The sequence below is a fragment of the Pseudomonas sp. PA-6-3C genome, from assembly GCF_021605825.1.
Lineage (GTDB): Bacteria > Pseudomonadota > Gammaproteobacteria > Pseudomonadales > Pseudomonadaceae > Aquipseudomonas > Aquipseudomonas edaphica.
The window spans coordinates 52,971-77,149 of the sequence record NZ_WKDV01000006.1; the positions used below are offsets into that span (position 1 = coordinate 52,971).

Consider the following 24,179-nt stretch of genomic DNA (forward strand, 5'->3'; position numbering starts at 1 on the left):
ATTTACTCAGGCAGATGCGCCACACCGTCTGAATCGGTCATCGCCCGTTCAAGCAAATCCGCTGGCAGACTTTTACTCGCACGCGCACCCAGCAACCGCAATTGCTCGGTACGGCTGACCAGATTCCCACGCCCATCTGTCAGCTTGTTACGCGCCGCGCTGTAAGCCTTATCCAACTGTTGTAGACGGTTGCCCACTTCATCCAGGTCCTGGATGAACAGCACGAATTTGTCGTACAGCCAGCCGGCCCGTTCGGCAATTTCCCGCGCATTCTGGCTTTGGCGCTCCTGCTTCCACAGGCTGTCGATCACTCGCAGGGTAGCCAGCAAGGTCGTGGGGCTGACAATCACGATATGGCGGTCAAACGCCTCCTGAAACAGGTTCGGCTCGGCCTGCAGGGCGGCGGAAAATGCGGCCTCGATGGGGACGAACAGCAACACGAAATCCAGGCTGTGCAGCCCTTCCAGACGCTTGTAATCCTTGCCGGCCAAGCCTTTGACGTGGTTACGCAGGGACAGCACATGCTGCTTGAGGGCCGCCTGGCCAATCACCTCATCATCTGCCGCGACGTATTGCTGATAGGCCGTGAGGCTGACCTTGGAGTCGACCACCACCTGCTTGTCGCCCGGCAACATGATCAGCACGTCCGGCTGGAAGCGCTCGCCGTCCGGCCCTTTGAGGCTCACCTGGGTCTGGTACTCGCGGCCCTTCTCCAGCCCGGCATGTTCCAGTACCCGCTCAAGAATCAGCTCGCCCCAGTTGCCCTGGGTCTTCTGGCCCTTGAGGGCACGGGTCAGGTTGGTGGCTTCGTCTGACAGGCGCAGGTTCAATTGCTGCAGACGCTCAAGCTCTTTAGCCAGGGAAAAACGCTCGCGGGCTTCGTTCTGATAGCTTTCTTCCACACGCTTTTCGAAGGACTGGATGCGTTCCTTCAGTGGGTCAAGCAACTGGCCCAGGCGTTCCTGGCTGGTTTCGGCGAAACGCTGCTCACGCTCATCGAAGATCTTCCCGGCCAGCTCGGCAAACTGCGCGCGCAACTCATCGCGCGAGCCTTGCAGGTCGGCGAGGCGTTGTTGATGACTGTCCTGTTGTTCACGCAATTCGGCGCGCAAGGCAGCTGACAGCGCATCGAGGCGGCGCAGCTCGGTTTCCTTGGCGCTACGGTCGAGGTTCCAGGCATGGGCGGCATCGCGGGCGTTATCGCGGTCGATTTGCAGCAGTTCGACTTCGCGGCGCATGGCGGCCAGGTCGGCCTGTTTCGCGGCATTGGCCTGGCTGAGGTCGCTGATTTCATCGCGGCTGGCGTCCAGTTGCGCGGCCAGCCCTTCCTGGGCCAGTTGCGCGGTTGCCAGGCGCTCTTCGAGCAGCTCCCAACCGGTCATGCGCGCGGTCAGTCGACGTTGAATCTGCCAGCACAGGGCCAATAAAGGCACTGCTGCACCCGCCAGACCCAAGGCAATACTGGTCCAGTCAAAAACCATAGCCATTTCTGCCATCACCGAAAAGGAGCAAGGTTAACCAAGCATGGGGCTTGAGGACAGCTCAGTCTTCGACCTGCCCCAACTCGCGCAGGGCGCGGCGGTCGCCAGCGCGAGCCGCCAGGCGCAGCAGGTCGTGGCCTATGCGGCGGTCGCGGGCGTTGCCGCACTCGCGGCACATCAACTGGCCCAGCCGACTTTGAGCGGCGACCACGCCATCGCGGGCCGGCTGCTTGAGCAAGCGTCCGGCGAAGTGCTTGATGTTGGCGTTATGCCCCAGCCGCGGGCTGTCGAGCAGCCACAAGGCAACCTTCAACGAAAATCGCTTGGGTGTGGTAACAGTTTGAGGGGTATCGGTAACAGAGGGTGATACTGAGCGAAACTTCATAAAGCACTGTGGGACAGAATGGAAGGCGCGCCACTCTACTCTTTTTTTCGCGCAGGTAAAGCTGGATAAATCCTACACGCCCGTTCTAGAGCAAGCGCTCGGGACAATCCACAGAAGCTGTGGATAACTCAGTGGACAACCCACCTTGAACCCGCTCAAAGCCCCATGAAACGGGGGCCGCAGTCAAACTGACGATTTTTTCACCAATAAAAAAAAGCGATGTTTTTCATTGACTTAAATTTTCGTTGCAGGCAAACGACGGCACTTGCGGGCAGTTGACAGAGTGGTTACACACCGCGCAACGAATGTGCACAAGTACCCATCCACTGGTTATATCGCCGACACTTTTTGCTTCAATCTGTCCGAAAATGTTACCGCCACAGAGCAACCGGCCTGCAAAACAGAGCACTTTTCAAAACCGCCCGCGCTCGCCACACTGCTGCACCAACGATGTCACTCTCCTGTAGGCGCAGATGAAAGGAATCCTGTTGTTCGCCGTGTTGCTGCTCGCCATCTGCGCGACATCATTGGGAATCAATGCAGCTTTGCCCTCGCCGGACGGGGCGTTGTTTGCCATCGCCATCCTGTTATCAGCGGCCTTTACTGCGGTAAGCCTGTGCATCGAGCTGGGTGAAGGCCGGATCAATGACATGCGCGACGTGATGAAGGTGATCGAAACCGGCCGCTCCTGGCGCCTGACCCTCGCGGCCTACGTGCTGGGCTGCTCGCTGGCGGCCGCCGTAACAGTGCTGGTCTATCGTGGTTTTCTAGGCAGCTGATAAAAGTTTTTTGCTCAGCCGCTTCCCTTCCCGGTTTCGATCCGTTACTATCCGCGGCGTTAGTACCAAGCTGAAAGTCAATTCTGGTCGAACAACTCCCCTGAACAACACGGGACCGACCACCTCGATGGTTTCCAGGTATCACTTGCGACGACACTGCCTTTGAACATGCAAAGGGTGCCGCGAAGTCTCAATACTCTGACCGAACCAACCTGCAAATTGATCAGGATCTTCACCCCGGGCCCAGAACCTTTGCCCCTGTTGTGCTGCCTGCCCTCCTAAGTACCTACCTGCCAGCCCAAGCGCGCCAACTTAATAGCGCTTCAAACTGGCTGCTTTGTTCCAGTCGGTTCTTCGTTTGATCAATGGTGATCAACGTTACTGGAACGTTTTAACGCTGCACGGTTCTTATCCGTGTCATTTGTAGGAACACCAATAATATGAACGCTCAAATCCACACTCAGGATGCCATTCGCACCCTCACCAACGCTTTTGCACCAATGAACTGCCTGATCATGGCCGCTCGCAAAGGCTGCTTCAGCTTCACCCTGGTCAACGAACACGGCATCGCTCGTCACAGCGAACGCCTGTACCCCGATCAATACTCCAGCGCAGAGCCGCTGCAGGCCGTGATCGAGCGTACCCGTCAGGCACTGACTGCCTGATCGACCCGAGTCGCTGAAACACAAAAACCCTGTTTAAAAAGCAGGGTTTTTTATTGCCTGAAATTCGGCATTGAAACATTTTCGCTAAGTTCAAATAGATATAAACGTTATAACTAAATGAAGAAGATGTTTTAAAAACAGTCCTTTACATCGTAAATATGACACTACACTTCAACTCAAGCGGCTTGATCCGCTTGCGACGGGCCTGAGATCCGATTCACAGCTGCCAAGCCCCCTCTCAGGCACCGTCGACCACTTTCATGGACCGAGGCTTGTATGGGTATCGCCGCCAGCGAATTGTGTCGTTATGTGATCCGGCCGACGTTGATTTACCTCGGCCGCCATAATGCGACAGCCGAAGCCCTGCTGCTGGGCATTGCTGCCAGCCAGTCGGAACTCGGCTCGGCCCTGCACGACCGTCGTGGCCACGGCCTGTACAGCATCACCGAACCGCGCCACCGCGCCCTTTGGGACCATTACCTGGCGCGCGACCCCGAGCGCGCCAGCCTGGTACGCGGCCTGGCCAGTCAGCACGCATTCCTCAGTGCGCCCCAGCTTGAGTTAACCGTCAATCTGCGTTACGCCACCGCCATCGCCTGGCTGCTGGTGGAGCAGCACAGCCCTGCCCTGCCGCAGCCGGGCGATGTACTGGCAATGGCACGTATCTGGAAAGAAATTTTTCACCCACAAGGTCGGCTGCGGGACTTCACCCAAGCCTGGCAGACCTGTGTTTCACCCATGAATCAGGTCACTTGTTGACCAGGCGTTTTGCAAGATTCGGCTAAAAACCCCGATTTTGGTCGGATTGTCCTACAAAACCGCTCTATCTCCTGCATTACAGCCTATAGCGCTAACCTAAATTTATTGTTACTTTCCGCAGCGGTGATCACCACGGAGTTCTAATAATGAAAAAAGTAATGCTCAAGACCACACTTAGCCTCGCCGTTGCCATGGCCTCCACCCAACTGTTCGCGAGCGGCTTTGCCCTCAACGAGCAAAGCATCAGTGGGATGGGTACAGGTTTCGCCGGCCGCTCCTCATCTGCCGATGATGCAAGCACTGTCGCTGGCAACCCTGCCGGCATGTCACGCCTCAAGCGCGATCAAATCACTGCCGGTGTCGCAGCTATCGACGCCAAGACCGATATCAAAAACACCAGCGGTGGCCCACCCGGCAGCAGCAACGACGGTGACATGGTTCCTTTTACCAAAGTCCCGATGTTGTTTGCCGTGAAAAAAGCGACCGATGACCTGGCGTTCGGCCTGGGCGTGTATGCGCCGTTCGGCCTGATCACCAACTACGAAGACAGCTTCGGCGGCCGTTACTACGGCAAGAAGAGTGACGTTAAAGTCGTCACCCTCCAGCCGACTGTCAGCTACGCCTTCAACGAATACGTGTCCGTGGGTATCGGCCCGACGTTCAACAAGATCAGCGGTAACCTGACCTCGTCGACGCCGCTGGCGCAAACCTTCGGCCGCAATGATGGCCTGGTGGACATCAAGGGCGATGACACCGCATGGGGCTACAAAGTCGGTATCCTGGTGACGCCATGGGCGAGCACCAACATCGGCCTGACGTACACCTCCAAGGTTTCCTACAACCTGTCGGGTCACACCGATATTTCCGGCCGTGGTTTTGGTCCGTTCAACGGCGGGCGTTTTGACGCCAAGTTGAACATCACCACCCCAGAATCCTACGACATGTCCATCACCCACAAGCTGGATGACCAATGGACGTTGTATGCGGGTACCACATGGACCCGTTGGAGCCGCCTGAAAGAAATCACCGTCAACAACTCGGGCGTTTCGCCTGCACTGGGTGGCGCGGCTGGCCCGATCGGTCGCATCAACGAGCCACAGAACTGGCATGACACCTGGGCCTCGGCCATCGGTGCTTCGTTCCAGGTCAACAAACAGTGGGTACTGCGCACCGGCTTCTCGGTTGACCAATCGCCTACCAACAACACCGACCGTTCGGTGCGTATCCCGACTGGCGACCGTAAGGCTGTCAGCTTTGGTGCCGGCTTCAGCCCTACCGAAGACTGGACGATCGACGCTGCCGTCTCCTACCTGTGGGAAGAAGAAGTCAACGTCAACCGTACCGGCAAGGGCAACGCCTACAACGCCGAGTACAAAAACAGCGCTTGGGGTTACGGCCTGGGTGCGACTTACAAGTTCTGATTCACTGCGAGCCTGACCGGCTCGCCAGCTGAATCTAAAAAAGCCCCGCTCTCCTGCACAGGAGGCGGGGCTTTTTAATCGCCGACGATCAGGGTTTGGAAGCCAAGGCTTCTTCCACTGCCTTGATCAAGTCCGGGCTGTCCGGCTTGGTCAAACTGGAGAAGTTGGCAATTACCTTGCCTTGGCGGTCGACCACGTACTTGTAGAAATTCCATTTCGGCGCGCTGGTCTGCTGCGCCAGCACCTTGAACAGGTGTACCGCGTCCGGTCCTTTGACTTTTTGCGGTTCGGTCATGGTGAAGGTCACGCCGTAATTCACGTAACAGACCTTGGCGGTCTCTTCACCGGTCTTGGCTTCCTGCTTGAAGTCATCGGACGGCACGCCAATCACTTCCAGCCCCTGGCCCTTGTAGCGCTGGTACAAGGCTTCGAGGCCTTTGAACTGTGGTGCGAACCCGCAGAAGCTGGCGGTGTTGACGATAACCAGGGGTTTGCCGGCAAAGCGCTGGCACAAATCGATGGATTCCTTGGCGCGCAGCTTGGGCAATTGGCCCTCAAGCAACGGTGGGCAATCAGCGGCCATGGCAACACTGCCAATGGCCATCAGGACGGGTACTGCAAGCCAGCGCATCTGCATGTCGTGAGTCCTTAACATTTCCAGACCACGAACTTAACAGATCGACATACCCAGTTGCATCAACGCCAGCCCACCACGCTGCCAGCCCCACCAGGCCAGCAGCATCAGCACGACCAGCGCCGCTACCGTCAAACACCGTGCCGTCACACTCATGCCGCCTCCATCTGCGCCTGCAAGCGCGCCACCGGCCGCTCGCGCACCGGCCAGTTCAGCGCGGCGGCGAGCACGCTCAGCAGAATCGCCACCTGCCAGATCAAATCGTAGTTGCCGGTTCGATCATAGACCACCCCGCCCAACCAGCCGCCGAGGAACGACCCGATTTGGTGGAACAGGAACACGATCCCACCGAGCATCGAGAGGTTTCGCACACCAAACAAGGTTGCGACGGTGCCATTAGTCAGCGGCACCGTAGACAGCCACAAAAAGCCCATGGCCATGCCAAACAGGTAGGCCGTGATTTCGGTGACCGGCGCCCACAGGAACAACACAATGACGACCGCACGCAGCAGGTACAGGCCGGTAAGCAAGCGCGGCTTGGACATGCGCCCGCCGAGCCAGCCGGCGGTGTAGGTGCCGAATACATTAAACAGACCGATCAAGGCCAGCACCGTGGTGCCCACCGTGGCCGGCAAATGCTGGTCGACCAGATACGCCGGCAGGTGCACGCCGATAAACACCACCTGGAAACCGCACACAAAAAAGCCGAATGCCAGCAACCAGAAGCCGGAATGGGAACAGGCTTCCTTCAAGGCTTCACGCAAGGTTTGCTGGCCAGTCACCACCGGCAGCGGCTTGTCCTTGAGCATCGCCACCAGCGGCAGAATCAGCGCCACCATCAGCCCCAGCGCCAACAAGGCGGCCGACCAGCCCAGCCAGCCGATCAAGCCCAATGTGCCGGGCACCATGGCGAACTGACCAAAAGAGCCTGCGGCGCTGGCGATGCCCATGGCCATGCTGCGTTTTTCCGGCGGTACGGCGCGGCCCACCACGCCGAGAATCACCGAAAACGAGGTGCCCGACAGGCCGATACCAATCAGCAAGCCGGCACTTAGTGACAATGACCACGCCGAATCGGACATGCCCATCAACACCAGGCCCACGGCGTACAGTACGCCGCCGACGAACACCGTTTTGGTCGCGCCGAAACGGTCGGCCAGGGCGCCGGTAAACGGCTGCGCCAAGCCCCAGATCAGGTTCTGCAGGGCAATCGCGAAGGCAAACGTCTCACGCCCCCAGCCAAATTCGTTGCTCATCGGCGCCAGGAACAGGCCGAAACCGTGCCGCACGCCCAAGGACAACGCCAGGATCAGCGCACTCCCCACAAGGATCCAACCACTGGTGCGCCACATCGAGGTCATGTTCTTATTCTCCGCTCGCGGGTATATACCCGCTTGTAATCGAACAAACCCGCGCTCAGGCGAGTTCATCCAGCAAGGCCAGCAAGGTTTCGCGCTTTTCGGCGCCTAACTGATCAATCAATTTTTGCTGCGCCGCTTCCCACGCCGGCAACGCCGCAGCCAGCCGTTCTTCGCCGGCTTGCGTCAACAGCACCAGGCGGTTGCGCAAGTCATCACCCTCGACCAACTGCACCAGGCCTTCGCCTTCCAGCACCCGCAAGTTGCGCCCCAAGGTGCTGCGATCCAGGCCCATGGCGTCGGCCAGGCTGGAAATGCTCGGTTGGTCGAGACGCTGCAAGTTGCACAGCAAAGAATACTGGGCGACGTTGATCCCGAAGCCGTCGAGGGCGCCGTCGTAATGCCTGCTGACGCCACGGGCGGCACGTCGCAGGTTGGTGCATAAACATTGGGAGGCAAGCATGGAACGTGTATATACCCGCGATTAAGGAAATGCAAGAAAGTGTTACAGAGCCAAACCGATCAACACCGCGACTTCCAGCAACTCCAGGAGTGCGCCAGCTGTGTCGCCGGTGGTGCCACCCAGCCGGTTGACCATCAATTGGCGCAGGCCGATAAAACACAGCGCCGCCAGCAGAACAGCCATGCCGCCGCTGAAACCGCCGATCAGAATGCAGGCCAGGCCACTGAGGATCAGCACCTGTTGGCCGACAACCCGCGGTAAATGGTCCGACAGCGCCTGACCCAAACCGCCTGCACGCACATAGCGCGTGGTAAGGAACAGCGCCAGCATCGACGCCCGCCCGATCAATGGCGCCAGGATCAATGCCGCGCCATTACGTTGCTCGATCAACGCCACCAGCGCGGTGAACTTGAGCAACAGCACCAAGCCCAGGGTAACCACCGCAATCGGCCCGCTGCGCGGGTCTTTCATGATGGTCAGGGTGCGCTCGCGGTCGCCAAAACCACCGAGCCAGGCATCGGCGCTGTCCGCCAGGCCGTCCAGGTGCAGGCCACCGCTAAGCAACACCCACGCGGTCAGCAATAAGGCGGCATGCAGCAACAACGGCGCGCCCATCAATACGCTGTTCAGCGCCCATAACAGCACGCCGAACAACAGCCCGACCACGGGATAAAACAGCAGCGAACGCCCCAACTCTTGTGGCTGCGGCATGCCCGGCAAACGAATCGGCAGGCTGCTGAGAAATTGCAGGGCGATCCAGAATGGCAGCATCGTCAGGTTCCTTCCTTCAACACACCATCGGCAGCCACATGCAGGTTGAACAGCCCACCATGGCCGACCTCAACATTCAACAACTGCTCGCGCGGCAAACCTCGCGCTCGCGCCAATAGCAGACGCATCACGCCACCGTGGCTGATCAGCAACACGCGCTCACCGGCATAAGCCTGGTGCAAGCGCGAGACGGCGCTGAGGACACGGTGTGAAAAGTCACTGACCGGCTCGCCCTCAGGCGGTGTGAAGCTGTAGGGGTCGGCCCAGAACAGGCCGAGCCCTTCGGCGTCGGTTTCCATCAGCGCCGCTGCGCTATGCCCTTCCCAGGCGCCGAAGTGCAATTCCTGCAGGTCTTTTTCCAGGTTCACCGGCACATCGAGGCGTGCGCCCAACTCTTGGGCGAACAGCGCGCAACGCTGCAGCGGCGAGCTGACCAGGCGGTCCCAAGGGCCCTGCTCTGCTACGGCGGCGCGCATCTGCGCCCAGCCCTTGTCGGTGAGCGCGTCGTCAAGGCTGCCGCGCAGACCGCCACCCAGCTCGGTTTCGCCGTGGCGCAGCAGGTCCAGGTGCAAGGTCATGCCGGGCGGTCTGCCACGGCCGCTTCGGCGAATGTCGCCATTTGCCCGTGCAGCGCACACGCAAGGCGCAGCAACGGCACCGCCAGCGCCGCACCACTGCCCTCGCCCAGGCGCAGGCCGAGTTGCAGCAAGGGTTCGGCGTTGAGGCTTTGCAGTACGTGACGATGGCCCGGCTCGGCGCCACCATGGCCGAATACCAGCCATTCTCGACACGCCGGGTTCAGCCGCGTGGCGACCAGTGCGGCGACGGTGCAGATAAACCCGTCCACCAGCACGACGATGCCTTCTTGTGCGCAGGCCAGGTAGGCACCGACCAGCGCGGCAATTTCAAACCCGCCGAGGTTGAACAGGGTGTGCAATGCGTCATCGCGCTGTCCGGCATGCAGCGCCAGTGCGCGCTCGATAACTGCCACTTTGTGGCTGACGCCCTGGGCGTTCAAACCGGTGCCTGGGCCTGTAAGGTCGCTGACCTTGCAATCGAGCAGCGCACAGGCCAAGGCGCTGGCGGCGGTGGTATTACCGATGCCCATTTCACCGCCGATAAACAGCTGGGCGCCACCGGCCAAAGCGCGCCGAGCGCTATCGCGACCGGCTTGCAGCGCCAGGCAGCCCTGAGCTTCAGTCATGGCTGGGCCGTTGACGAAATTGGCCGTGCCCGCGCCGATGTTCAGGTGACGCACTCCGGGCAGGTTCAGCGAGGGCGTCACCGTGCCGAGGTCGACCACTTCCAGCTGCGCATCCAGCTGACGTGCCAACACACTGATGGCCGCGCCGCCAGTGACGAAGTTGTGCAGCATCTGCCCGGTCACTTCCTGGGGAAACGCCGACACGCCTTCTGCGACGACGCCATGGTCACCGGCAAAAATGGCGATCCACACCTGGTCCACCAACGGTTTGACCTGGCCTTGCAGGCCGGCCAGTTGCACCGCTACAGCTTCGAGCTGGCCGAGCGAACCGGCCGGTTTAGTCAGCTGTTGTTGGCGCGCCAGCGCTTGTTCGTACGCTGAGGCGTCGACAGCCTTACAAGGGTTGAGCCACCAGGTGTCAGTCATAACGCAGTACCTTTCAAAGTCAGGGGCAGGCCGGCAACCGTCAGGACAACACGCTGACACCGCTCGGCCAAGGCTTGATGCAGCCAACCGGCTTCATCCACATAGCGGCGAGTCAATTCGCCCAGCGGCACGACACCCATTCCGGTCTCGTTGCTGACAAAAATGATTTCACCCGGCAGTGCAGCCAGGGTTTGCAGCAATTGATCGCGCTCCAGCGCCAGGCGCGCCGGGTCTTCGAGCATCAGCAGGTTGGTGAGCCACAGGGTCAGGCAGTCCACTAGCAGGCAGCGATCGGCAGCAGCGTTTTCGCGCAGTACGCGGGCCAGCTCGATGGGTTCTTCAATCAGGCCCCAATGATCGGGACGCCGCGCACGGTGATGCGCGACGCGCGCGCTCATCTCGCCATCCAGCGGCTGGCTGGTGGCGATGTAGATGACGGGCAAGGTGCTGTCGCTGGCGAGTTTTTCGGCCAGGCGGCTTTTGCCGGAGCGGGCACCGCCGAGGATTAATTGATGCATGGGGTGGCACCTTGTTCGGCGGGTGGAGAGGTTGAGGTGTGCCGCGGCAAGTGGGGTGAGTCAGGTAGGCATGCAGTGGCTGAGCCATGGCCATCGCAGGCAAGCCAGCTCCCACAGAAAGGCAGATCTGCTTTTGATCTGGCTTTTGATTTTGATCTCAGTCGCCCCGTTAAACCACGCTGGCCGAACGCAGGTTTGAATCCGTGGGTAACCCGGCAGGACGCCGGGTTAGCCGCGCTGGGCCAAGGATGGCCCATCGCGGCGGCCCACGGATTCAAGCCTGCGTTCGGGTACACCGAGCCCAGGCGAGGTGCCGAGTGGTGGGGCGAAGACTTTTTGGTTACTTTTGTGTCTTTACAAAAGTGACCCGCTGTAAGAGCGGAACCATAAGTGGCCGTTACCCAGCTGAGGGATATGTACACCGACAAACCGCCATCGCAGGCAAGCCAGCTCCCACATTTGGACTGGGTGTACACCGTCAGAGCCCGCATAGCTTGCGCAACAACGCGGTATCCAGGTGGTTCTCCACCAGGTCCGCCAAACGCTCGATATCGCGCTCGCGCAAGGCGTGGTAATCCACCTCCTGCACATCCTGCAACCCAGCCCAGCGCAACAAGGCGCTGCACGCCGCGGGGCTTTCGAACAGGCCATGCAGGTAGGTGCCGAGAATCTGCCCGTCGGCACTCTGGGCGCCGTCACTGCGGCCGTCATCCAACCGCACGGCGGCGTTCGCCAGCGCTTCACCGCAAGTCACGCCGGCGTGGATCTCATAACCACTGACCTCGGCATCTTCCAGCAACAAGCGCCCACGCACATTGCGCAGCTGCTTCTCTTCCTCCAGCGTCGTACTGAACGCCAACAGCCCCAAGCCTTCACTGGAGCCAGCCGGCCCTTCCAGCCCGAGCGGGTCATGCAGCTGCTCGCCGAGCATCTGCAAGCCGCCGCAAATCCCCAGCACCTTGCCGCCATAACGCAAGTGCCGCGCCACGGCAGTGTCCCAGCCGTTGGCGCGCAAATAGGCCAAGTCACTGCGCACGCTTTTGGAGCCCGGCAGGATAATCAGGTCGGCAGGCGGAATCGGCTGGCCCGGCCCGACAAACTGCAAATCCACCTGCGGGTGCAGGCGCAGCGGGTCGAAATCGGTGTGGTTGCTGATGCGCGGCAATACCGGCACCACCACCTTGAGCACTTGGGCGGCCTTGTCGATCTGGCGCTGGTCGATGCCGTCTTCGGCTTCCAGGTGCAGGTCCATCACGTAGGGCAGTACGCCCACCACGGGCTTGCCGGTGCGCGCTTCCAACCAGTCGAGGCCAGGCTGCAGCAAGGCGATATCGCCGCGAAAACGGTTGATAATGAAGCCCTTGACCCGCGCCTGTTCGGTTGGCGAAAGCAATTCCAGAGTGCCGACCAGGTGGGCGAACACGCCGCCGCGATTGATGTCGGCAATCAGTAGCACCGGGCAATCCACAGCCTCGGCAAAACCCATATTGGCAATGTCATTGGCGCGCAGATTGATCTCGGCAGGCGACCCCGCGCCTTCCACCATCACCACCGGGTAAGCCGCGCTCAGGCGTGTGTGAGAGGCCAGCACCGCCTGCATCGCGATGGCTTTATAGTCGTGATAGGCCACAGCGTTCATGCTGGTCACGGCGCGGCCATGGATGATGACTTGGGAGCCGGTGTCGCTGTTGGGTTTGAGCAGCACCGGGTTCATGTCAGTGTGTGGCGCCAGGTTGGCGGCCTGGGCTTGCACCGCCTGGGCGCGGCCGATCTCGCCACCTTCAGCGGTCACGGCACTGTTGAGCGCCATGTTCTGCGGCTTGAACGGCGCCACCGCGATGCCTTGGCGCACCAGCCAGCGACACAGCGCGGTCACCAGGGTACTTTTGCCCGCGTCGGAGGTGGTGCCTTGCACCATCAGCGTACTCATGGTGCTTCCTTGTAGACAGCCAGGGCTTCGTCGAGTCGCAGCCAATCTGCCTCGGTATCGGGCAAGCCAAAGCGCAGGCTGCTGTCGTGGACAAACAGGCGCAGCAGAATGCCGCGCTGGGCCATGAATTCATGCATGCGTTCGGCGTGCGGGGTGATCAGCCACTGGAACAGGGCGCAGCCACCGTGGGGTTGAAAGCCGTGGCGTTCGAGCAGGTCAAACAAGCGCCGGCCCGCTTCGACACAGCGCTCACGCTGACGAACCTGCCCGGCGGTATCACGCAGGCACACTTGCCCGAGCACGCGGGTCGGCCCGCTGACGGCCCACGGCCCAACCTGCTCGGCCAACAGCCGCAGCAACCGGCGCTCAGCCAGCACGAAGCCCAGGCGCACACCGGCCAGGCCGAAAAATTTGCCGAACGAGCGCAATACAATCAGGCCGACATGATGGGTGTGGCTGGCCAGGCTGAGCTCTGGTGTGACGTCCATGAATGCCTCGTCCACCACCAGCCAACCGCCGCGTTGGGCCAGCCGCGCGTGCCAGTCCAGCAGGCGTTGCGGGCTCAGGCTAAGGCCGGTGGGGTTGTTGGGGTTAACCACCACCAGCACGTCAAGGCTGTCGAGAAAGAAGTCGACTTCCTGCTCCTGCACTTCGCGCACCACATACCCGGCGCGGCGCCAGGCTTCGGCGTGCTCGGCGTAACAGGGCGACAACACGCCAACCTTGCCGGAGCGGCGCAGACGCGGCAGCAGCTGGATCGCGGCCTGGGAGCCCGGCACCGGCAGCAGGTGGGCGGCACCGTAATAGTCGCAGGCGGCCTTTTCCAGGCCGTCGTCGGCTTCCGGCAAACGCGCCCAGGCGCGCAGCGGGATGTCCGGGATCGACCAGGGCCAGGGCGCGAGGCCGCTGGACAGGTCAAGCCAATCGGCCTCGGCAATCCCGTATTCAATCACCGCCTTACGCAGGCGCCCACCGTGCTCAAGCATACAATTGCGCCCCCGCGCAGAGGATCAACAGCCATAACCAAACGCCACGCTGCACCAGTTGCCAGCCACGGTCGATGGCGTCGGCATCGGCGGCCGGGCCTTCGCCCAACTGCGGACGCTGATGCAGCTCGCCGTGATAGATCGCCGCGCCACCCAGCTCGACGCCCAGGGCGCCCGCCCCGGCCGCCATCACCGGACCCGCGTTGGGACTGTCCCAGGTGGGGCCTTGGGTGCGCCAGCATCTGAGCGCCAAGCGAGTTTTGCCTAAAACGGCGTAGGTCAGCGCCACCAGCCGTGCAGGAATATAGTTGAGTACATCGTCGATCTTGGCGGCTGCCCAGCCGAAGCGCTCGAAGCGTTCGTTGCGATAGCCCCACATGGCGTCGAGGGTATTGCTCAGGCGGTACAGCACCACGCCCGGCACACCGGCGACCACAAACCAGAACAACGCGGCGAATACCGCGTCGCTGCCGTTCTCCAGCACTGACTCGGTGGCGGCGCGGGCGACTTCGGTGCTGTCCAGCTCGCTGGTCTGGCGACTGACCAGATAACTCACACGTTTGCGCGCTTCATCCAGGTCACCGCTGCGCAACGCCTGCGCAACCGGGATCACATGTTCACCCAGGCTGCGCATGCCGAGCGCCAGGTACAGCGCCAGGATTTCCAGGACCCAGCCGATATAGGGCGCCCACGATAACGCGGTCGCCAGCAGTGTCAGCGGCACCACGGCGATAAACCATGCGGTCACGCCGTGGCTGCGCCAGCCACGGCCACCGGTGTTGAAACGTTGCTCGATGCGCCCGGCGAAATTGCCGAACGCCACCAGCGGATGCCAGCGCCTGGGTTCACCCAGCAGCGCATCCAGCGCCACCGCAGCGACACACAGCAAGGCCACACTCATTGACTCACTCCCCACACATTCTCATACAACATGTCACTCAGCGGCCGTGGTTCGGTCCAGCCTTCGAGTTGCAACATCGGTGCCGGGTAGAACTCGGCCACCGGGCCCAGGCACAAGACGGCCAGGGGTTTGGCGCCGGGCGGCAGGCCCAGCAGGTCGGCCAGGGCTTGTGGCTCGAACAGCGAGACCCAGCCCATACCAATGCCCTCGACACGGGCGGCCAGCCAGAGATTCTGGATCGCGCAGGACAGCGACGCCATGTCCATCTCCGGCAAGGTGCGCCGGCCAAAAATATGGCGCTCGCGGTCGTCCATCAACGCGGCCACCAATACTTCGGCGCAGTCGTGGATGCCTTCGACCTTGAGCTTCATGAATTCGTCGGAGCGCTCGCCCAGGGCTTCGGCGGTGCGCACGCGTTCTTCCTCCACCAATTGCTGAATATTCCCACGCAGTTGACGGTCGCTGATGCGGATAAACCGCCAGGGTTGCATCAAGCCCACGCTGGGCGCCTGGTGTGCGGCCTGGAGCAGGCGGTGCAGCAATTCGGGCGCGACCGTGCCGCCGGTGAAGTGGCGCATGTCGCGGCGTTCGGCGATGGCGCGGTAGACGGCTTGGCGGTCGGCTTGGGGATAGGCGTTGTTGGTCATGGCCCTATCGCGGGCAAGCCCGCTCCCACATTTGCAATGCATTCCCCTGTGGGAGCTGGCTTGTCGGGTCGCCGCATCGCTGCGATAGCGGTCTCAATGCTCGGCGCGAAGAGTGCGGCCACCGCCGTTGGATTCGACGGAAAATAAAAGTGCACGTATGAAGCCGTCATCCGCCCCTGCCGATACACCGCCTCCGCCCCGCGCCCGCCATTGGGGCTCAGGCCGCGGGCAATCGGCTGCCATTCGGTGCTGGTCAGGGAATGGTGATAGGTATGGCCGCGCAGCACGCCTTCGGGCAACTCGACACTTTGCAGGGCCAGGGCGGCAAGTTTCTTTTGCATCACCGCATCGCCTTGCAGCAGGCCGACCAGTTCGGCACGGGCGCCGTCCACATCGGTGAGCGAATCCAGCAGGTAGAGCATGCCGCCACATTCAGCCAGCAGTGGTTTGCCAGCCGCATGATGGGTGCGAATAGCCGCAAGCATCCGGGTGTTTTCAGACAGTGCCTGGTGATGCAATTCGGGATAGCCGCCGGGCAAGTACAGGCTGTCGGCGTCGGGCAATTGGTGATCATGGATCGGCGAGAAAAACTTCAACTCAGCGCCCATTGCCCGCAACAGATCCAGGCTGGCGCCGTAGGTAAAAGCGAAGGCTTCATCACGGGCTACGGCAATACGCACACCGGCCAACAGCGGCTCAGCCTCAATCAGTTGCGGCGCGGCGAACGTCACCGGCGGCGGCAACGCCACTTCGCAGCTGCTGCCCAGCGCCTGGGCTGCGGCGTCCAGGCGCGCATCGAGGTCATTGAGTTCACTGGCTTGCACCAGGCCCAGGTGACGGCTCGGTAATTCAATCCCGGTTTCACGGGACAGCGCGCCATACCAGCGCAGGCCTTCGGTGAGGCTGCCCTCGAGCAGCTGCGCATGACGCAGGGTGCCAACGCGATTGGCCAGCACACCGGCGAATGGCAAGTCCGGCTGGTAGCGCGCCAGGCCCAAGGCCAAGGCACCAAAGGTCTGGGCCATGGCGGTGCCATCAATGACCCCGAGCACCGGCACACCAAAGTGCCGCGCCAGGTCGGCGCTCGACGGTGTGCCGTCAAACAGCCCCATTACGCCTTCGATGAGAATAAGGTCAGCCTCGCCGGCTGCTTCCCACAGCAAGCGGCGACTTTCTTGCTCGCCCACCATCCACATGTCCAACTGATACACCGGCGCACCGCTGGCGCGCTCGTGGATCATCGGGTCGAGAAAATCCGGCCCGCATTTGAACACGCGCACCTTGCGCCCCAGGTTGCGGTGCAAGCGGGCGAGCGCGGCGGTGACGGTGGTTTTGCCCTGGCCGGACGCCGGTGCGGCGATCAATACGGCTGGGCAATGACGGGGCTGATTCAAAGTTCGACGCCCTTCTGTGCCTTGATACCGGCTTGGAACGCGTGCTTGAGCATGCCCATTTCGGTGACGGTGTCGCCCATTTCGATCAGTTCAGGCTTGGCGCCACGGCCAGTCACCACAACGTGCTGCATGGGTGGGCGGGCCTGCAGGTCGCTGAGCACCTGGTCCAGATCGAGGTAGCCGTGCTTGAGGGCGATGTTCAACTCGTCCAGCACCACCAGGCCGATGGACGGGTCTTGCAGCAATTCGCGGGAAACCGCCCAGGCGGCTTCGGCGGCGGCGATGTCGCGCTGGCGGTCCTGGGTTTCCCAGGTGAAGCCTTCGCCCATTACATGGAAACGCACTTGCTCGGGGAAACGCCGGAAGAACAACTCTTCGCCGGTGCTGTTACGCCCCTTGATGAACTGCACCACGCCGCACTGCATGCCGTGGCCCATGGCGCGGGCGAGCATGCCGAATGCCGAGCTGCTTTTGCCTTTGCCGTTACCGGTCAGCACCAGCAGCAAGCCGCATTCGTTTGGGGAATTGGCGATACGCTCGTCGATCACGGCTTTTTTGCGCAGCATGCGCGCCAGGTGGCGTTCGTCGCGGTCGGGGGAATCAGTCATGGCAGCTCTCCGTTGGGGCTGGACAAAAACGGCGGGCAGGAAAAAGAAAAACAGACAGCCAAGCATCGCCCACCGTGATGCTGTTGGATGATCCAGGCCGGTCTCCGGGCTCATGAGTGGCGCTCTGCTGATAGCGCGAGCAGGCCAACGGCGCGCCTTCCCATATCACGCGGATACAGTGGCAAAAGGCACCGTTTTGACTCATTTACCGTTGCGGGGGCAGCGCCGGAATTGCGGCTGCGCTGTGTACAAACGCGCTCACTCACCGGCTTCCCTGTTTCACTCTGTCGGCACATGGGCCACAGAGCACCTGGAACAAGCCGCGAAGGTTAGTGGGTTGGGGGTGGAGCGTCAATTAAAGCTGGCCTTGCACTTGAACCATCCGACTGCCGCGCTTCTCTACCTTTACAGGTATTAAGGAGAAAACCATGTACAAAACCAGACTCGCCTTACTGATCATGCTGGCAGGCACCCTCGCCGCCTGCGGTGAAAGCTCTACCCTGCAGGTCTCGGACGGCACCGGGCCATCGCCCAAGCTGCCGGAGCCGAACAAAACCCTGATCCCCACCGTAAACATCGCCCCGGCGATCGGCTGGCCGGAGGGTGCCAAGCCGACAGCCGCTGCCGGGACTCAAGTAGCGGCATTTGCCGAAGGCCTGGATCACCCGCGCTGGCTCTACGTTTTGCCTAACGGGGATGTGCTGGTAGCCGAAACCAATTCGCCACCCAAACCGGATGACGCCACGGGCATTCGTGGCTGGGTGATGGAGAAGGTCATGGGCCGCGCGGGCGCGGGCGTGCCGAGCCCGAACCGCATCACACTGCTGCGCGATGCCGACCATGATGGCGTGGCCGAGACGCGCACGGTGTTTCTGGAGAACCTCAATTCACCGTTTGGCATGACCCTGGTGGGTAACGACCTGTACGTCGCCGATTCGGACAAGCTGCTGCGCTTCCCTTACCAGCCGGGTGAAACCGCGATCAAGGAGGCCGGTACCAAGGTGGTCGACCTGCCGGGCGGCAGTATCAACCACCACTGGACCAAAAATGTGGTGGCCAGCAAGGACGGCAGCAAGTTGTATGTGAGTGTCGGCTCCAACAGCAATGTCGGTGAGAACGGCCTGGCGGCGGAGGAAGGCCGAGCGGCGATCTGGGAGGTCGACCGCGCCACGGGCCAGCACCGTATCTTTGCCTCCGGTTTGCGCAACCCCAATGGCATGGCCTGGGAACCGCAGAGCGGCAAGCTGTGGACGGCGGTCAACGAGCGCGATGAAATCGGCAGCGACCTGGTGCCGGACTACATCACCTCGGTCAAGGATGGCGCGTTTTATGGCTGGCCCTTCAGTTACTACGGCCAACATGTGGACGTGCGGGTCTCACCGCAAAACCCCGACCTGGTCGCCAAGGCCATCGCCCCGGACTATGCCGTGGGGCCGCATACCGCGTCCCTTGGGTTGACGTTTGCCGAGGGCAGTAAACTCCCGGCACAGTTCAGCAACGGCGCTTTTATTGGCCAGCATGGTTCGTGGAACCGCAAACCGCACAGTGGCTACAAGGTGATCTTCGTGCCGTTCGAGGGTGGGCAACCCAAGGGGCAGCCGGTGGACGTGCTGACCGGGTTTCTCAATAAAGACGAAAAAGCCATGGGCCGGCCGGTGGGCGTGGTGATTGATCAGCAAGGGGATTTGCTGGTGGCCGATGATGTGGGGAATAAGGTGTGGCGGGTGTCGGCGGTTAAGTAACTGCCTTGTATGGGGCCCATGTGGGAGCTGGCTTGCCTGCGATGGAATCGCCTCGGTTTAACTGACAGACCGAGCCGCCTGAATCGCAGGCAAGCCAGCTCCCACACAAGCCGGCTCAGACACTTGGGCCCGAGTGGCTTAAGGATTACGCGCCAGGCTTGCCGGCAACACGCGCTTGGCGCTCAGGTAGGCATTCTGCCAATAGGCCTTGGACAAGGTGTCCAACTTCACCGTACCGCCCGTTTGCGGGGCATGTACGAATCGCCCCTCACCCACGTAGATACCTGCGTGGCTTACCCGCGAGCCGCCACCGGTGGCGAAGAAGATCAAGTCGCCGGTTTGCAGGTTGTTCTCGCTCACATCCTGAGCGCGCATCACGATCAGTTCGCGGGTGGTGCGCGGCAGGCTGATGCCGGCGGCGTCACGGTACACAAAGCCGATCAGGCCGCTGCAATCGAACCCGGAGTCCGGGGTGTTGCCGCCCCAACGGTAAGGCGTGCCGACCAGGCCCAGCGCACGGAAGAGCACGTCTTCGGCAGCTGGCGAGAAATTTTGGGTCGAATAGTTGAACACCGGCCTGGGCTTGACCGCGACAGGCGCAGGCGGCGGTGGACGGCTTGCGCAGGCGCTGAGGAGCGCGGCGCAAACAAGAAGAATGAGGCGGGCTGAGGTCGACATGGGCAGAACAATCCTGATCTGGATGCGGCTTTCGCTGCCGAACGCTGAAAACCAGAACGCGCAAGCAAAGCTCGCGCGAACGGATTACAACAATGTCCAGGGATTCTAGCGCTTACGCGTCAAACTTCAAGTATCACTTTAACTTTACTTACTAGCGGTAACCGTAGTCGGGGCCATGGCGAGGGCGCGCTTGGCTTCGATGAAGGTTTTGCTCCAGTAGCTGTCACCCAGGTTGTCGACTCGAACACCGCCACTGCGACGGCTGCTGGAGTGGATAAACTGGTTATCGCCCAAGTAGATACCGGCGTGGCTTACACGACCACGGCCTGCCGTACTAAAGAAAAGCAGATCACCGGGCTTGAGGTTGTTGCGTGCGACCAACGGTGCATCCACGTTGATCATTTCGCGTGTCGAGCGTGGCAAGTTCATGCCGGCTTCTTCACGGAACAGGTAGCCGATAAAGCCGCTGCAGTCGAAACCGGCTTCAGAGGTACCGCCGAAACGGTAACGGGTACCGATCAGGGACATGCCGCGTTCGAGGATGCTGTCGGCCAGAACGGGAAGCTGGTAAGGCTTGTTGCCGGCGAAGGCAGCCAGTTCTTTCTCAGTAGCCTGCTCTTCTTTATAAAGAGCTTCTTCATAGACAGTAGAAGACTGCGCTGCAACGAACTTTGCCTGATTTTGAACCTGTGGTTTTTGCTGCTCAGCCACGTTTTGAGTGTGGGTGGCGCAACCAAACAACAGGGTAACGAGTGCGAGAGGCACGAGGGGTGCAAAGCGATTTAGCATGGGCACGACCGTGGCTGATGTGTAAAGAAGTCGAGACTATGCCCTCTATCACATCGATTTGCAAATTCAATCGTGATCTATGTGACTTCTGGTTTGGACTATGACATCTAAGCCCTTAACACCCTATTCATGCCTGTTGCGTGGCCAAACCGGCCCAAACGCAGGTTTTCTGGCGCCTGGAAGTTGCCGAAAACCCCACTGGACAAGGGCTGGCTACCAGCCGAGGGTTTCCTTGAGAAACGGAATGGTCAGCTTGCGCTGGGCCTGCAGCGAGGCCTGATCGAGCTGTTCGAGCAAATCGAACAACGCGCTCATGCTGCGGGTGCCACGGGTAAGGATAAAGTGCCCGACCTCATCGGTCAGGTGCAGGCCACGACGCGATGCACGCAATTGCAGGGCACGCAGCTTGTCTTCGTCGGAGAGTGGGCGCATTTGAAAGATGAGCGCCAGGGTCAGGCGTGACTTGAGATCAGCCAGTTTCACCGGCAGCTCACGCGGCGAGGTGGACGCAGCAATCAACAAGCGCCGGCCGCTGTCACGCAGGCGGTTGAACAGGTGAAACAGCGCCTCTTCCCAATCTGCCTTGCCGGCGATGGCCTGCAGGTCATCCAGACACACCAGTTCGTATTGCTCAAGGTGGTCGAAGATGCCGATGCCACGGTCCATCAGCTCAGCCAGCGGCAAGTAAACCGCCGGCTCGCCCATCTGCTCGAAGCGCAGGCACGCGGCCTGCAACAGGTGGGTACGCCCCACGCCGTGTTTGCCCCACAGATAGATCAGGCTTTCAGTCCACCCGGCGTCGGCTTCGCAGAGTCGCTCGACATAGCCGAGTGCAGCGGCATTGGCGCCTGGGTAGTAATTGATAAAGGTGGCGTCGTCACGCAGACGCACACCCAAGGGCAGCTGAATCGGTTTCATGCTGACTGAACGGCTCCAAACGAACCGTTAGTGGCCTCTGTGTAAAGTTTGCAAAGTTTATACCCGTGAAGCCGGGCGCACAATGCAGCAGACCACAAGCAAAATCAAAGGTTTGCGTTAACTTGGGGCGATTTGCGCAATTTGTTTGACACCCCGCCCCAGAAACAACAAACCCGGCTTAGGCCGGGTTTGTTGCGAAACGGTTACAGGTCCGGGTCTTCAACCCCGGTATACGCATCCGAATCCTTATATAGATCATGGACGTGACGCACCAACACCATGATCACCGCCGCCACCGGCAGCGCAAGCAAGATGCCAGTAAAGCCAAACAGCTCACCACCCGCCAGGATCGCAAAGATCACCGCTACCGGGTGCAAGCCAATGCGGTCACCCACCAGCAACGGCGTCAGTACCATGCCTTCCAAAGCCTGGCCGACCATGAATACCGCCACGATCCCAAGCATCGGGTACAGGTCGCCGCCAAACTGGAACAGCCCGGCCACCAGCGCGGCGCCGATGCCAATCACAAAGCCCATGTACGGCACGATGGCGGCCAAGCCGGCGATCAAGCCGATCAACAGTCCCAGCTCCAAACCAATCGCCATCAAGCCGGCGGCATAGATGATCCCCAGCGCCAGCATTACCAGCAACTGACCGCGTACAAACGCGCCGAGCACCTCATGGCACTCTTGTGCCAGGGAAACGATGCGCTCTTCGTTATTGCGTGGCAGCAGGCTGCGGATCTTGGCCATCATGATGTCCCAGTCACGCAGCAGGTAGAACGCCACCACCGGGATCAGCACCAGGTTGGTCAGCCAGCCGATCAATGCAAGGCTGGAGGCCGTGGCCTGGCTGAGCACCACACCGACAATGTCGGTGGTCTGGCCCATATGCTCACTGATCGCGGCCTTGACCTTGTCGAACTTCCAGAAGCCATCCGCCAGCCCCAGCTTGGCCTGAGCCCACGGCATCGCCGTGTGCTGCAACCAGTCGAGCATTTGCGGCGCCAGCTCATAGAGACGGAACAGCTGCTTGGCCAGCATCGGCACCAACACCAACACCAGCACCGTGATAATCAATGTGAACAGCGCAAACACCGTCACCACACCCCAGGTGCGCGACATGCCGATTTTCTCCAGTCGATCCACCACGGGATCGAACAGGTAGGCGAGCAGCAACGCCACCAGGAACGGCGTCAGGATCGAATGCAGCAAGAACACAAAAACGCACAGCAGGACAACCCCACCAAGCCACACCCAACGACGCGTATCCGCCATAAACCACTCCATCTATCATTTGTTTCCTTCTATCTATATAGAAGGAAGATCACCTACCAACGAAAACGTAACTGCGCCTGGGGCTCCGGGGCAGCCGGCGGCTGCGTACCATCGGCCACCGGCGGTTGAACCGGCGCTTCGCCCGCAGGCACTTCCTGCAACTTGGCCAGGCTCAACTGAGTGCGCAACTGATCGGCACTGCCGTTGACCCGATACACAATGCGATTGCCATCCACCCGCTGTGGCTGAGCGCCAAAGGGTTCGAGCAGATGGCCCAAGGCGGCATAGCGCTCCAGATTCATGCCCTGCACTTCGAGCAGCTGTTCGGTGCTCACACCTGGTTTGACGGCAAAACGCGGTGCCAGTTTTTGACTGACCGCCAACATCACGGCATCGGCCACCGCGCCAGTGTCAGCGCCCTGGGCGGTGCCCTGCTCGCTTTTGTCGCCCAGCCACAGGCGCCATTTGGCCTGCCACTGGCTGCCTTCCTGGCGCGCGTGCACGGCCAGCAACGCGTCGGCGCCGTAGCGTTCGGAGGCGGCGCGCAAGGGCGTGGCATCGGCACTTTCCAGATTCGGTGCAGTGGCGACGACCTGCTCATCCAAGTCACCCAAGGGCAAACGCAACGGCAAGCCGCGGTGTTGCGCGGCACGACGCAGTGCACCGGCTATCGCCTGGCCATCACCGACCAGGCTGCTGCCGTCAGTAGAATCGTTGAGCCACCAGCCGAGGATCGACGGCCGATTGCTGCCCCAGATCGACAAGCCGGCCTCACGCAATGCGCGATCAGTGCTCACAGGGTCGAAGTCAACTTGCAGGCTTTCCGGCGGGCCGGCGTCGTAGCCGTATTGGCTGATGATTTGCTGCGGGTCTTTGCGGATCGCCGCCAGGCCTGGGCCATCGGCAGCCTTGGCATCGCCGGTCAGGCGGATCACCAGGGTTTGCACGGCGCGCTGGGTGGCCTGGTCACGCTCTTGGGGCGACTGGCTGGCAACCGGTTCAAGTACTTGATAAAGGCCATTGAGGGTTTCGGCATGACTCGCCAGGCTGACCAACGACAAGCAGCCTACAAAGAAGAAATTACACAGACGCATGGAAGATTCCCGAACGACAAATTTAGCGGCTGGAACAGACCGCGCGAACTCGGCTTGGCAAGGCTGTGACCACAGCAGCCGGTAAAACATTCACAGGGTCATGGCAGTTTTTGTACTGTCATAACGATAGCGGGTTAAAGGCTATACCTTAATACACGCCATTACCGGCACGTTTAGCATTTTTTTAACCGGCTTTTTTAACCTATATGGCCCTGCCCGTCGGCCCGAGGATGGCCGCTGCCCCTCAAGCCTGATAAAATCGCGCGCCTTCGCAGACCGTCAGCGGCTGGGCCTTTTACCAAAAGCGCCTGCCGGCTCGGTCGTTACCCAGAAATCCCCCCTAAAGGCCTG

Annotated in this window: 25 protein-coding genes and 1 riboswitch; of the genes, 5 read left to right on the forward strand and 20 right to left on the reverse strand. The window is 61.0% G+C overall.

Annotation, left to right across the window (positions count from 1 at the left end; genetic code table 11):
• Positions 1-2 precede the first annotated feature (2 nt).
• Positions 3-1,367 (reverse strand): DNA recombination protein RmuC, encoded by a 1,365-nt coding sequence (gene rmuC, locus GIW48_RS06210; RefSeq protein ID WP_163005473.1) that lies wholly within the window; start codon positions 1,365-1,367, stop codon positions 3-5.
• A 175-nt stretch (positions 1,368-1,542) separates the two neighbouring features.
• Positions 1,543-1,866, reverse strand: a complete 324-nt coding sequence (locus GIW48_RS06215; protein ID WP_099548863.1) for a hypothetical protein — start codon at positions 1,864-1,866, stop codon at positions 1,543-1,545.
• A gap of 473 nt (positions 1,867-2,339) precedes the next feature.
• On the opposite strand from GIW48_RS06215, the gene GIW48_RS06220 reads away from it, so the two are divergent.
• From GIW48_RS06220 to GIW48_RS06235, 4 genes are all read left to right on the forward strand, one after another.
• Positions 2,340-2,645 carry a hypothetical protein gene (locus tag GIW48_RS06220; protein WP_099548862.1) on the forward strand — a complete coding sequence of 102 codons (306 nt, stop codon included), beginning with the start codon at positions 2,340-2,342 and terminating at the stop codon, positions 2,643-2,645.
• 440 nt (positions 2,646-3,085) lie between these two features.
• Entirely contained in the window at positions 3,086-3,310 is a 225-nt protein-coding gene (locus tag GIW48_RS06225) for a hypothetical protein (RefSeq protein ID WP_005790139.1), read from the forward strand.
• 276 nt (positions 3,311-3,586) lie between these two features.
• Entirely contained in the window at positions 3,587-4,069 is a 483-nt protein-coding gene (locus GIW48_RS06230) for a hypothetical protein (RefSeq protein ID WP_017134903.1), read from the forward strand.
• 146 nt (positions 4,070-4,215) lie between these two features.
• Entirely contained in the window at positions 4,216-5,490 is a 1,275-nt protein-coding gene (locus tag GIW48_RS06235) for an OmpP1/FadL family transporter (RefSeq protein WP_017134902.1), read from the forward strand.
• Positions 5,491-5,578: 88 nt separating this feature from the next.
• Here the strand turns inward: GIW48_RS06235 and GIW48_RS06240 are convergent, their stop codons facing one another.
• The 13 genes from GIW48_RS06240 to cobO all read right to left on the reverse strand — a co-directional run bounded on the left by GIW48_RS06240 (position 5,579) and on the right by cobO (position 17,330).
• A complete protein-coding gene (locus tag GIW48_RS06240) occupies positions 5,579-6,127 on the reverse strand; it encodes a glutathione peroxidase (RefSeq protein WP_017134901.1) in 549 nt (182 codons plus the stop codon).
• Positions 6,128-6,276: 149 nt separating this feature from the next.
• A complete protein-coding gene (locus GIW48_RS06245; RefSeq protein ID WP_178075639.1) occupies positions 6,277-7,476 on the reverse strand; it encodes an MFS transporter in 1,200 nt (399 codons plus the stop codon).
• Between the two features lie 64 nt (positions 7,477-7,540).
• Positions 7,541-7,945: a MarR family winged helix-turn-helix transcriptional regulator gene (locus GIW48_RS06250; protein ID WP_017134898.1), complete on the reverse strand. Its 405-nt coding sequence runs from the start codon at positions 7,943-7,945 to the stop codon at positions 7,541-7,543.
• Between the two features lie 42 nt (positions 7,946-7,987).
• The gene (locus tag GIW48_RS06255; RefSeq protein ID WP_176991398.1) at positions 7,988-8,716 is read right to left on the reverse strand and encodes an adenosylcobinamide-GDP ribazoletransferase; all 729 of its coding nucleotides are present in this window, start codon (positions 8,714-8,716) and stop codon (positions 7,988-7,990) included.
• 2 nt (positions 8,717-8,718) lie between these two features.
• Entirely contained in the window at positions 8,719-9,294 is a 576-nt protein-coding gene (gene cobC / locus GIW48_RS06260; RefSeq protein WP_236460376.1) for an alpha-ribazole phosphatase family protein, read from the reverse strand.
• Positions 9,291-10,346, reverse strand: a complete 1,056-nt coding sequence (gene cobT, locus GIW48_RS06265; RefSeq protein WP_017134895.1) for a nicotinate-nucleotide--dimethylbenzimidazole phosphoribosyltransferase — start codon at positions 10,344-10,346, stop codon at positions 9,291-9,293. Before cobT ends, cobC begins: the two co-directional genes overlap by 4 nt.
• On the reverse strand, positions 10,343-10,864 hold the full coding sequence (gene cobU, locus GIW48_RS06270) for a bifunctional adenosylcobinamide kinase/adenosylcobinamide-phosphate guanylyltransferase (protein ID WP_099548861.1): 522 nt from the start codon (positions 10,862-10,864) through the stop codon (positions 10,343-10,345). Before cobU ends, cobT begins: the two co-directional genes overlap by 4 nt.
• Before the next feature lie 478 nt (positions 10,865-11,342).
• Complete coding sequence (locus GIW48_RS06275; protein WP_170039154.1) at positions 11,343-12,794, reverse strand: cobyric acid synthase; 1,452 nt, start codon at positions 12,792-12,794, stop codon at positions 11,343-11,345.
• Positions 12,791-13,780: a threonine-phosphate decarboxylase CobD gene (cobD, locus tag GIW48_RS06280; RefSeq protein ID WP_017134892.1), complete on the reverse strand. Its 990-nt coding sequence runs from the start codon at positions 13,778-13,780 to the stop codon at positions 12,791-12,793. Before cobD ends, GIW48_RS06275 begins: the two co-directional genes overlap by 4 nt.
• Positions 13,773-14,681 (reverse strand): adenosylcobinamide-phosphate synthase CbiB, encoded by a 909-nt coding sequence (cbiB, locus tag GIW48_RS06285; protein WP_017134891.1) that lies wholly within the window; start codon positions 14,679-14,681, stop codon positions 13,773-13,775. The genes cobD and cbiB overlap by 8 nt, the downstream gene beginning before the upstream one ends.
• Positions 14,678-15,328 carry a 5,6-dimethylbenzimidazole synthase gene (gene bluB, locus GIW48_RS06290; protein WP_017134890.1) on the reverse strand — a complete coding sequence of 217 codons (651 nt, stop codon included), beginning with the start codon at positions 15,326-15,328 and terminating at the stop codon, positions 14,678-14,680. The genes cbiB and bluB overlap by 4 nt, the downstream gene beginning before the upstream one ends.
• The gene (locus GIW48_RS06295; protein ID WP_099548859.1) at positions 15,325-16,722 is read right to left on the reverse strand and encodes a cobyrinate a,c-diamide synthase; all 1,398 of its coding nucleotides are present in this window, start codon (positions 16,720-16,722) and stop codon (positions 15,325-15,327) included. The genes bluB and GIW48_RS06295 overlap by 4 nt, the downstream gene beginning before the upstream one ends.
• Positions 16,719-17,330 carry a cob(I)yrinic acid a,c-diamide adenosyltransferase gene (cobO, locus tag GIW48_RS06300; protein ID WP_010208674.1) on the reverse strand — a complete coding sequence of 204 codons (612 nt, stop codon included), beginning with the start codon at positions 17,328-17,330 and terminating at the stop codon, positions 16,719-16,721. The genes GIW48_RS06295 and cobO overlap by 4 nt, the downstream gene beginning before the upstream one ends.
• A gap of 78 nt (positions 17,331-17,408) precedes the next feature.
• Positions 17,409-17,659, reverse strand: a riboswitch (cobalamin riboswitch).
• A 99-nt stretch (positions 17,660-17,758) separates the two neighbouring features.
• Here cobO and GIW48_RS06305 point away from each other — a divergent pair.
• Positions 17,759-19,072: a PQQ-dependent sugar dehydrogenase gene (locus GIW48_RS06305; protein WP_236460374.1), complete on the forward strand. Its 1,314-nt coding sequence runs from the start codon at positions 17,759-17,761 to the stop codon at positions 19,070-19,072.
• Between the two features lie 138 nt (positions 19,073-19,210).
• On the opposite strand, the gene GIW48_RS06310 is transcribed toward GIW48_RS06305, so the two are convergent.
• The 5 genes from GIW48_RS06310 to GIW48_RS06330 form a co-directional block, all read right to left on the reverse strand.
• Positions 19,211-19,750 (reverse strand): C40 family peptidase, encoded by a 540-nt coding sequence (locus GIW48_RS06310; protein ID WP_017134887.1) that lies wholly within the window; start codon positions 19,748-19,750, stop codon positions 19,211-19,213.
• 144 nt (positions 19,751-19,894) lie between these two features.
• Positions 19,895-20,539 carry a C40 family peptidase gene (locus GIW48_RS06315; RefSeq protein WP_017134885.1) on the reverse strand — a complete coding sequence of 215 codons (645 nt, stop codon included), beginning with the start codon at positions 20,537-20,539 and terminating at the stop codon, positions 19,895-19,897.
• A 213-nt stretch (positions 20,540-20,752) separates the two neighbouring features.
• Positions 20,753-21,457, reverse strand: coding sequence for a DnaA regulatory inactivator Hda (gene hda / locus GIW48_RS06320; protein WP_017134884.1), 705 nt, complete (start codon positions 21,455-21,457; stop codon positions 20,753-20,755).
• 203 nt (positions 21,458-21,660) lie between these two features.
• Positions 21,661-22,734, reverse strand: a complete 1,074-nt coding sequence (locus GIW48_RS06325) for an AI-2E family transporter (protein WP_026013513.1) — start codon at positions 22,732-22,734, stop codon at positions 21,661-21,663.
• A 53-nt stretch (positions 22,735-22,787) separates the two neighbouring features.
• The gene (locus GIW48_RS06330; protein ID WP_017134882.1) at positions 22,788-23,828 is read right to left on the reverse strand and encodes a DUF2066 domain-containing protein; all 1,041 of its coding nucleotides are present in this window, start codon (positions 23,826-23,828) and stop codon (positions 22,788-22,790) included.
• Positions 23,829-24,179: the final 351 nt, after the last annotated feature.